Genomic DNA, 10,094 nt, shown 5'->3' with positions numbered 1-10,094 from the left:
CGTCGTCAGGAAGTGCCGCTGTCTCTACTGGATGAAACCGTGAACGCCATCATGGTAGACGGTTATGAGGGCTATGGAAAAGCCTGTACTGACTACCAGATTGCCCGCTTAGGCTGTTGGGCCCATGCCCGACGCAAGCTGATGGATGCCAAAGCGCTACAGAAAAAAGGGAAAACCGGTAAAGCCGATCAAGGGTTAGCCTTTATACAGAAGTTATATGCGTTAGAAAAAACCCTGAAAGATCAGCCATCGGATGAACGCTACCGGCGACGACAAGACGATGCCAAACCTATGATTGATAAATTACACGCTTGGCTTGAAAAAAGTCTGCCACAGGTGCCACCGCAAACGGCGATTGGCAAGGCACTGTATTATCTTCACTCTCAGTGGGATCGGTTAATCCGGTATCTGGATGATGGTGCTTATCCGATTGATAACAACCGAGCAGAAAATGCCATCCGTCCCTTCACTGTGGGCCGCAAGAACTGGCTCTTTGCAAATAGCCAGGCGGGCGCCAAAGCCAGTGCTAACCTGTACAGTTTAATCGAGACAGCCAAGGCCAATGGTCTGAACCCGAATGAGTATTTAAAAGTGGTCTTCAAAGAACTGCCCAACGCGCAGAGTGTGGATGCTATCGAGAAACTGTTGCCTTGGAACGCTAGCTTAAATCCTGAGTTGATGTAACTGGGTGGTTGGATTGACGCTTACGTCGAAAACACTGTTACTTTCGAGAGTACGGAGTGCAAGGAATGACCTATTATTCCCATGGAAATTGCTTTTAAATTTGTCAGTTCACTCACACGTACAGGCGGACAGGACAGACACACCTAAAGGTGTGTCTGTCCTGTCCGCCTGTACGTAATGAACCAGAATAATTTACTGAAAACTTCCAGAAAGTATAGTGTCACACTGTAACCTTCTGCTCTGCGAATACATGGCCCATAAACTGGACGAAACAAACAAACTCTTAAATCGTGAATTTTCTATCTATTTCAGTGAATTATCTCAAAAGTGTATGTTAATCACTTAACAACAGTACCGAAAATTCGAACATAATAAATTCGATAAACATTATCCCGTCTCAAACAATGTCCAGAGTGATCGCTGGCCCATTGCCATCTGGCCCTTTAGAATTACCTCATAATCCTAATTAGTTTTAAGTGCTTTCTAATAGCCCACTCCAGATATTTCCAGACACAATGTGTTCGACAAATTTCACGGGACTGAAGCCGTTGCTAAACATACTCTCTTTCGTTGCTACGTCTATATATGCAACACTGCTTAGTAAATGCTTTTCATCACGCAGCACCACCTCCATCACTTCACGAGACACTACCAAAAAATCATCAATAATTTGTCCATCGAGTTCAATTGACGTATCGACAATCCAGCAATGAATATTGAAATGTTCACGGGATGGATCGAGTTGTAAGCCTGCTGCCAAGGTTAGGTCATCTTTGATGGCTTTTTTAATTGCTTCTTGTTTTCGAGCCAGTTGCCATGCGGCTTTACGAATCGTATTGGTCTTATGCAGCCACACTTCTCGCTTACTGCTGCGGATATAACCCGACTTCACTTCTAAGATAAGTAACACGCCATCTAGGTAACAGATCAGATCGACTTCACCGGGATCATCTTCTGTCACTTGCGGCTGATAGCCAACCACAACTTTAAAGCCTTTTGCTTGAAGGGAAATTGCCAACTGTTGTTCAACTTGTCTAGTTTCTGTCTTTACTTCTGATCGTCTTGCACCGAGTCGTCTGAGATTGTTAACGGCTGCCGTCAAATTATTTTGTTGGCCATTAACCCATGGAAACTGAAAACTAAAGTCTCCGATCCGGTAAAAGGGCCGTTCAGTGATTCTGGGTGTGACTCCTTGGTGCGTTTCACTAGTGCTTGAAAAGCTTTTTAGGTCATAGGTCCAAAACTTCAGTATGGATAGTGCGACATCTAGATTACCCTTAGGGTATTGATCACAGACCGTCCAGCCTTTAATTTTTCTCGCTTTTTCTAGTGGTGTTGACCATGTCATTGGAAAACGGTTCTCACCCATCACCGCTCCATTAAAAGCAATCAGGGTGAGTGCCTCAACAGTAGTCGATGTCTGAGCTCTAGCTTCTTTCAATGCTTCGATAAAGTCAGTTTGAAAGAAAGTTGAGATCAACTCACTTGCTAGCATGAGTTGCAGCAGAGGGACTTTCTTTCCATCCTCTACTACGACTTCCTCTGCTAATCCATATATGGTCTGTAGCTGAATCTTGCTGCGTATGGCCTTGATATAGGCGAACCGATTCAATTCGTGGTTCTCAGCTGAGCCAATCTGTTGAAAAAGAAGGTCACTATCCATAAATGCCAGAGTGGCACGGTTCATCCAATACAGCCATAGCATGTTAGTTTTTTTCTCTGTTTGCTCCCACGTTTTTTGCCCACTATCGGTGACGTTATAAATGACAGGCTCGCCCGGAGCCATTTGATAGGCACAATTAGGATCAAACCTAAACCAGTCAATTGAAGACTCGTAATCAAGACGTTCAGATGATGCAGCAACAAGCACTGCAAGCGCATATAGCTTTCGCTCACACAAACCGCTTGATCCAGATTTAGTGGGGAAAAGTATGGGTGACAGATGTTTTTTTAAAGATTTACCTAGGATCGAGTCAGTCAGGTAAAAATCCTTTGCTGTGCATGCGGATAGCTTTCTTTTGATAATGCGATCATATACGTACCAACGATGTTGGGATTGGCTTACTGATTCATCTTCAAAGATATCGTCAGATGCTAGAACACTCATATATGATAGTAGCTCTATCAAACTGAGTGATTTTAACTCTGACTCTGCCTTATCAATCTGTTGATCGAAATATTCAATCGGTTCAAGAAGGCTGTCACAAACAAAGAAAAACTCTTGCCATTCTTGGTTAGTTAACTCTTTTCGGAGACTCTGCCAGAGTCTTGATTTTTGGTTTTCAAACAAGCCGGAATAGCGGATTGCCCATCGTATGGTTTCTGGGTTTCTTTTGGCTATACACAGAACAGCACTAGCAGATACCTTTTCATCATGACCTAACACTTTACTGAGCGCTAAAGCTGCATGTTTGGATTGAAAGACAGACTCCTGATCTGACCAAAACTCTGAGTCAATAAGCCCTAGAGCTCTATCGGATGAGGTCAGCTTCTTACCTGTAGGTTTTTGATTCAAGTAACGTTGCAGACAGGCATCGAGCGCCTTGGGCTTCTCATTAATACGCTCTAAAAATCCAACATACGTTGATTCATAGTATTGCTTACATTGAACCTGCTGATCTGTTTGCATGAGCATCCTTAGATTGCGCTGCCGCTATATTTGTTTACTGCTAGTAGAAGAAGATTTAATTTGATTATGCCATAAGTTTACAATTAGGTTAGTCAGCCAATGTAACGCAGATCTACTAACTTCAATTTTCAACACTTCTGCGCAAAACAAAATTGCACATCTATCAGCAAACACAGAGCTAATTAGCGAACCACCTCTTCAATAACTATCGAAATTGATGCACTACATCTCGAAACACACCATAGACTGCTCTATACTGTATATTTAACCAGTATATTTATCGAGTGTGTTATGAACGTGACGTTGTTAGGATCGGTTGATGCGGATACGCTGAGTAAAGTAGCGATCCCTCTGTACAGTGAATCAGTTCCCTGCGGCTTTCCTAGTCCAGCTTCCGGCTATGAGGATACGCGTCTTGATCTGAATGAACTCTGTATCCCCCGCCCTTCATCAACTTATATGGTTCGCTGTGATGGCGATTCGATGAATGGGATCGGCATTTATGCGGGTGATATTTTAGTGGTGGACCGTTCGATTAAGCCTAAACATGGCGATACCGTTGTGGCAGCTGTCGATGGTGCTTTCACGGTCAAAACGCTGGCATTAAAACCACGAGTGCGCCTGTTACCTCAAAATCGGCAGTATGCACCCATTGAGTTCAAAGATGGCTCTGAATTGCAACTCTTTGGGGTGGTCACACATCTCGTGAGAACCATGCAGAGGTAAGAACTATATGCCGATCTATGCCTTATGTGACATGAACTCTTTTTATGTCAGCGCTGAACTGTTATTTCGTCCTGATTTGGTGGATAAGCCTTGCATCGTTTTATCGAATAATGATGGCTGTGCCGTGGCTCGCAATCCATCTGCTAAATCGCTCGGTATCAAGATGGGAGCACCTCGATTTGAAATTGAAGAGGTCATTCAAGAGCATGGCGTCATCACATTTAGCTCGAATTACACCCTCTATGCTGATATATCCAATCGGGTTATGACAACTCTTGAGCGCTTAGCTCCAAGTGTCTTCATTTATTCAATCGATGAAGCATTTCTCGATTTATCCGGTATGGAAAATCTGGGACCGCTGGAGCGTTATGGGAGATCAGTTGTAGATACAGTGCGAAGAGACGTTGGCATTCCCTGCTGCATTGGCATATCTAACACCAAAACGCTTGCAAAACTGGCAAACCAGGGGGCTAAAAAGTACCCGAAAACCGGTGGAGTGGTTGATCTAACAGATCCTCAACGTCAGCGACGTTTGATGGCCATTACCGATGTCGGCGATGTCTGGGGAGTTGGCAGGCGTATCGGTAAGCGGCTAAAAGAGCTTGGAGTATCTTCAGCTTTAGATCTGGCAGATGCCAACCCTGCGTGGATCAGAAAACACTTCTCTGTGGTCCTAGAGAGAACTGTAAGAGAACTGAATGGGATCGCCTGCATTCCGTTTGATGACACCCCTCCAAACAAAAAACAGATCGTTGTTTCACGCTCCTTTGGCCAGCGAATTACGAAATTGTCTGATATGCGTCAGGCAATCAGTAGCTACATGACCAAAGCCGCTGAAAAGCTACGTAATGAAGGAATGAATGCCGGTGTGGTGACGGTATTTTTTCGTACCAACGTCTTCAATCAAAACCAACCGCAGTATTCCAACAGCGTTTCCAGAACACTGACGCAACCGTCCAGTGATACGCGAGTACTGATCAGCATAGCAAACGAATTGCTCAGTAGTATCTGGAAAAATGGTTATGCATTTATGAAGGCAGGCGTCATGCTCAGTGACTTTTATGATAAGTCTATTTCACAACAGGGATTATTTGATATAGAGCCTGTCGATGGCCGATCAACGAAACTGATGGCCACGTTAGACAAGATCAATCGCCAGAAAAAAGGACAACTCACCTTCGCCCGGGATGGTATTTCGCAAAACTGGCAGATGAAACGTGAAAACCTATCCCCCTGTTACACCACGCGGTGGAGTGATTTGCCAAAAGTGCGATAGCACCTAGATCACTTACGCCCAATTTTGTCGTAGTATAGAATCATGAATATTAGTTCTCTGACACCCACATCACTGGATAACCCGCTCTACTACTTGCGCAATGCCCAACAGGTCACTCGTATTTGCCTGAACCATTATGCTGATCTTTTGCTGCCTATTGAGCATCGAGCCTTAGAGCAACTTTTATCCATGGATGAGGCTTATCAAGCATTATTGATTCGCATGGTGATGCGCAAGGGCGAGTTATTTCGAACGGATGCCTTACACTATGCAGAGGTACCTGATCTTGACGAAGCGATACAGGCATTAGTTGATGCTGGCTTGATCACAGCTCAACCAAAACTAACCATAGAAGAACTATGCTCTATGAGCCGACGTGGTGAGTGCCGAATACTCAGCCAATACCTTCTTCCGACTGAACAGTTACCATCTTCTATCAGTAAGACTCACTTGATTAACGTGCTCTTAGCCTCTTTCTCCATAGACCAGACCCAGCCACTCAATGATTGGTGGCCTGAAGCTCCTTTTGCAATTATCAAATTGACCTGTCAAAACACCTTCGACCGTTTACAACTGATGTTTTTTGGCAATCTTCATCAGGGTTGGTCAGAGTTCGTTCTGACAGAACTCGGACTGCAGAAGTTCGAGTCAGTCCCTTTGACCCCAGAATCACGGCCTTTTCAAAGCCGGTCCGAAGTAGATCTCTATTTGCAGCTATATCAAATACAGGATCAATCGACTCAAGGTGCATCAATTGAAACCTTGTCTCAATCCATGCCACCGGCTATTGGCTGTGACTGGATCGACTATCGTCGCCAGAAGGTGCTTTTTATATTGGGTCGTGAAGCTGAACGTCAGCAGCAGACAGCATTAGCATTAGACCTATATCAGCAAAGTCAGCATCGGGAAGCTCAGCTTCGTGCCCTCAGATTGCTTGAGAAGCGAGAATCACCCGAGCAGGTTTTTCAATGGACAAAGGAGGCCTACGACCAAATCGCTCAACCTGAGATCCGAATTGGACTTCAGAGAATTCAACAGAGATGTGCACGAAAAGCAAAGATTGAGTTTAGTGTGCCTGATCCCATCGACATCCCCATAGAGTCAGTCCTTCTCCCTAGAAATGATCAGAGCCGAGTAGAAATGGCTGTGATTTCGTCACTGTCGGATGCAAACACTGAACTATTCCATGTTGAAAACCGACTTTTTATCGGACTTTTTGCATTGCTCTTCTGGCCCGCACTGTTTGCACCAATACGAGGGGCTTTCTTCAATCCATTTCAATCGAGCCCTGCCGATCTATATAGGCCAAGATTCAATGAACAAAGATCCAGATGGCTAGATGAGGGATTCATACAGCTTAAAACGGGGCATTACCGACACGTTATTTTACAGCGACTGGAGCAAAAGCGAGGTATTAGCTGTTCATTAATACACTGGCCAAGCCTTCCATCATCTTTGGTCGAAAGCGTCTTAGCCATCATTCCAGCGGCCCACTTAGCCGCCATATTCCAACACTTGTTGTTAGATCTTCGCAACCACCGTCGAGGAATGCCTGATCTTATTTTGCTGAACCATGCTAAACAACTGTATCAATTAATCGAAATAAAAGGTCCAGGTGATCGACTGCAAGATCATCAACGCTTATGGATCCAGACAATGCTACAACAAGGTATACCCGTAAGTGTATTGAAGGTGCAATGGGATAACTGACTTACACATTAAAAGTCGCTTGCTACAGGTGCTTTCATAGAGATTTACCATGGCAGTTAAAAACGAGTATGACCTGCTAGAGACCGAGTTCAGCCTAGTTGATCAATTGCTAAGTATGAGATCAAAAGCAGGACTCACTCAAGAGCAGGTTGCTGAAAAAATGCATACACAAAAAAGTAACGTCAGTCGTTTAGAAACTGGGAACACTAACCCAAGTTGGTCAACTCTTTTGAAATATGCTCATGCATGTGGATATGAACTCAGTCTAAAGCCACAGAAAATGAATTAAGGTACAGACTCTATGCACTTAGATGGCCCTATAAATAAAGGCTATCTATGACCATGGTTGCTCGAAAGTAAGCGTACGACCGTTACAGGTTATGAACTCTTGATTTGTACATTAATTTGCGCCAAATGAAGTTCGTTATGAGCCGTATTCGATGTACGAAGCCATAGAAGCCGATCAAACCTGATGCTTAAGGAGTTCTTCTAACGACACCACAGACAGCGCCGCTATTTCACAGGCTTCCAAAAAAACGGGTGGAGCACAGTTATTTTCCAACGCCTCCTTCCACCTAACAGCACAAAGACACCATCGATCACCTGGTTGTAAACCCGGAAACCCATAATCAGGGACAGGTGTAGAGAGATCGTTGCCCTGTTTCTTGGTAAAGGCAAGAAACTCTTCCGTCATTTGTGCACAGATCACGTGGCGACCGAAGTCCTGTTCATTGGTACGACAATAGCCATCACGAAAAAAACCAGTCATAGGGCTCTGGCAACAAGATACTAAAGGTTTATTCAACACATTGAGCTTTTGTGGTTTTTGAAATGCATTCATGAGCTTTCCTTTGTCAAAATCTAATAGTTTATCCGAGTTAAGTAGGCTGATGGATCAAGCGGTTGAACTCGACCTTCACAGAGATGAACTCTTCAGATCCTTGATAAACTCTGTATAAATGCCCTTCAAAAGCCAAACCATAATATTGTAAAGCGTTCATACTGACGCCGCCTTCGGAACTAAGCGGATGTTTTCATGATTCAAACTGTTACAATTTAGGCATTGAGTATACCCAAATTAACAAAGACTCGGCATGACGATGGAAAAGATTAAACGTGCACAAGGTTGCCTTATAGGGCAACTGGCCGGTGATTCGCTCGGTAGTTTGGTAGAGTTTAAAGATGCACAAACCATCACCAAGCTCTATCCGCAAGGTGTCCGTGAATTAGCGAACGGAGGTACGTGGAACACACTGGCGGGCCAACCGACTGATGACTCTGAAATGGCACTCGATCTAGCCAGAATGCTGATCAGGCTGGGTCATTATGATGCCAACGAAGCATTTAAGGCTTATCAAGGCTGGATTGACTCACGACCCTTCGATTGCGGTTTAACGATTGCTGATGGTCTTAAAGGGGCTCCCAATTCGAACAGTCAGGCCAATGGTGCCTTAATGCGGATCAGCCCTTTGGCCATATTTACAGCTGAATCAAGCGATCAGGACATTATCCATTGGGCTATGCAGGATGCTGCCCTAACCCATCCACATGAAATTTGTCAGCAAGCTAATGCTTTATTTGTCTTAGCTATCGCCAGAGCCATTCAAAAAGGACTTTCAGCTCCAGAGGTCTATGAACTGATTCACAACTATGCTGAACATCTCGATGTTGATTTTGAGCTAAAAGCGGTCATCGGCGACGCCACTTTTATGCCACCATCAGACTTTATTGATAAGCAAGGCTGGGTATTGATCGCTTTTCAAAACGCACTTTGGCAGCTTCTGCATGCCCCTTCCCTCGAAGAAGCCTTAGTCGATACCGTCGGCCGAGGTGGAGACACCGACACTAATGCGGCCATCTGTGGTGCGTTACTGGGTGCCGTCCACGGAATTGACGCCATTCCTCGGCAATGGGTTTCCTCCATATTGACCTGCAGACCTGAACAGGGAAAACCTGACGTATATCAACCAAGACCAGAACGTTACTGGCCAGTCGATGCGCTAGAGGTTGCGGAGAGACTTGCAACTTAAAGCGAAAAGAACGCACGTTGAGTAGTTTTTACGGAGTTCAATAATGAATTACAAACACGCCATTGTAGACGTTGATGGATCTGTTACTGACCAATAAACACTCAAAAGCTGAGCACTAGTCTAGCGCTCCAACTCCTTACCACTCCAACCATTTTTTCCGCCTATAGTTGGTAATATTCACGCTTGTCAGCATCGGCATGCGAATCAATAAACGATGCTTGAACCAGTTCAATTGCGTACACTGCGTGTTCGCAATTGGATAGCAGCGGTAAAACTGGCTGCTCAGCTCCAGTTGTCGTTAAGAGAAACCAGTGCCGAACTCACTTTCTAACGACTGAGCTAATCACTTAATCAGGTGGCGGCCGTATTCAGCGCGATCCTGATCATTACCAACACAAGCAAAATATTCGTCTAGCTCTTGACCGGTGAAGCCAAAGTACTGACCACTCAACGGGTTATCGTTAAGCTGATTCTTCACCAATGCACTCAATCCTTGAAATGACTTGCGCATGTCAGTCGGTTGATTGCAAAGCCAGATCCGAGCAAGGTTGCCGGGCGCAAACATCAGGGACGACTCTGGCGAAGCTCGACACCCTCGCCTAAACTTAGCACGATCGACCAGCCGCTACCTGCATGACCACCTGACAAGGTCAATAAATGCAGCCTCTTCTGAACGCTGGGATTGGGAGCTGACTGGACGTTCATTGATAAATCGCTTGCGCCAGTCACAAAAGCTGCCATAGCCTAAGCCTTGCTCCTCGCAAAAACGTGCAGTGGAGAGACCGCTGTTCTTCCACTGATAAATAAAGATCTGCAATTGCTCTAGAATATGACGGGTATTGTGTTTCATATGATACTCTCCTGAATAAATAGGAGGCTAGACTATCGCGCGATGAATGCGAGGGGCAGAACGTACTAAAATGATCAAATGTAACTACAAACGAATTATATTCGACAAATCATGCAGAAATGTTAGAATCTGAAACAATTGAATAGCCTATCGTAACAAAAATAGAGGCTATTAAAGAACAACCGAATA

General features: G+C 44.6%; 11 protein-coding genes. 6 read left to right on the top strand and 5 right to left on the bottom strand.

Annotated features, from left to right (window positions below; genetic code table 11):
- The coding region (tnpC, locus tag DN062_RS02310; RefSeq protein ID WP_133256735.1) for an IS66 family transposase at positions 1-684 on the top strand (684 nt) is incomplete at its 5' end.
- A 472-nt stretch (positions 685-1,156) separates the two neighbouring features.
- Here tnpC and DN062_RS02305 read toward each other — a convergent pair.
- Entirely contained in the window at positions 1,157-3,313 is a 2,157-nt protein-coding gene (locus DN062_RS02305) for a hypothetical protein (protein ID WP_205126628.1), read from the bottom strand.
- A 291-nt stretch (positions 3,314-3,604) separates the two neighbouring features.
- On the opposite strand from DN062_RS02305, the gene umuD reads away from it, so the two are divergent.
- Genes umuD through DN062_RS02285 form a run of 4 tightly spaced genes read left to right on the top strand, consistent with a single transcriptional unit; the run spans position 3,605 to position 7,314 of the window.
- Positions 3,605-4,039: a translesion error-prone DNA polymerase V autoproteolytic subunit gene (umuD, locus tag DN062_RS02300; RefSeq protein WP_112157135.1), complete on the top strand. Its 435-nt coding sequence runs from the start codon at positions 3,605-3,607 to the stop codon at positions 4,037-4,039.
- Positions 4,040-4,046: 7 nt separating this feature from the next.
- On the top strand, positions 4,047-5,315 hold the full coding sequence (umuC, locus tag DN062_RS02295; RefSeq protein WP_112157133.1) for a translesion error-prone DNA polymerase V subunit UmuC: 1,269 nt from the start codon (positions 4,047-4,049) through the stop codon (positions 5,313-5,315).
- Between the two features lie 42 nt (positions 5,316-5,357).
- Positions 5,358-7,025 carry a VRR-NUC domain-containing protein gene (locus tag DN062_RS02290; RefSeq protein ID WP_112157131.1) on the top strand — a complete coding sequence of 556 codons (1,668 nt, stop codon included), beginning with the start codon at positions 5,358-5,360 and terminating at the stop codon, positions 7,023-7,025.
- Positions 7,026-7,074: 49 nt separating this feature from the next.
- A complete protein-coding gene (locus tag DN062_RS02285; protein WP_112157129.1) occupies positions 7,075-7,314 on the top strand; it encodes a helix-turn-helix domain-containing protein in 240 nt (79 codons plus the stop codon).
- A 174-nt stretch (positions 7,315-7,488) separates the two neighbouring features.
- On the opposite strand, the gene DN062_RS02280 is transcribed toward DN062_RS02285, so the two are convergent.
- On the bottom strand, positions 7,489-7,866 hold the full coding sequence (locus DN062_RS02280; protein WP_112157127.1) for a DUF2237 family protein: 378 nt from the start codon (positions 7,864-7,866) through the stop codon (positions 7,489-7,491).
- A gap of 37 nt (positions 7,867-7,903) precedes the next feature.
- Entirely contained in the window at positions 7,904-8,026 is a 123-nt protein-coding gene (locus DN062_RS19035) for a hypothetical protein (protein ID WP_275668085.1), read from the bottom strand.
- Between the two features lie 99 nt (positions 8,027-8,125).
- Here DN062_RS19035 and DN062_RS02275 point away from each other — a divergent pair, with 99 nt between their 5' ends.
- A complete protein-coding gene (locus tag DN062_RS02275; RefSeq protein WP_205126627.1) occupies positions 8,126-9,055 on the top strand; it encodes an ADP-ribosylglycohydrolase family protein in 930 nt (309 codons plus the stop codon).
- 343 nt (positions 9,056-9,398) lie between these two features.
- Here the strand turns inward: DN062_RS02275 and tnpB are convergent, their stop codons facing one another.
- Both tnpB and tnpA read right to left on the bottom strand, forming a co-directional pair.
- Positions 9,399-9,620 (bottom strand): IS66 family insertion sequence element accessory protein TnpB, encoded by a 222-nt coding sequence (gene tnpB, locus DN062_RS02270; protein ID WP_112157123.1) that lies wholly within the window; start codon positions 9,618-9,620, stop codon positions 9,399-9,401.
- Positions 9,621-9,680: 60 nt separating this feature from the next.
- A complete protein-coding gene (gene tnpA, locus DN062_RS02265; RefSeq protein WP_205126626.1) occupies positions 9,681-9,905 on the bottom strand; it encodes an IS66 family insertion sequence element accessory protein TnpA in 225 nt (74 codons plus the stop codon).
- Between the last annotated feature and the right edge of the window lie 189 nt (positions 9,906-10,094).

This window comes from Nitrincola tibetensis (assembly GCF_003284585.1).
GTDB classification, from domain to species: domain Bacteria; phylum Pseudomonadota; class Gammaproteobacteria; order Pseudomonadales; family Balneatricaceae; genus Nitrincola; species Nitrincola tibetensis.
The sequence above is the reverse complement of the archived record's forward strand: the minus strand, read 5'-3'. Positions and strand labels throughout refer to the sequence as shown.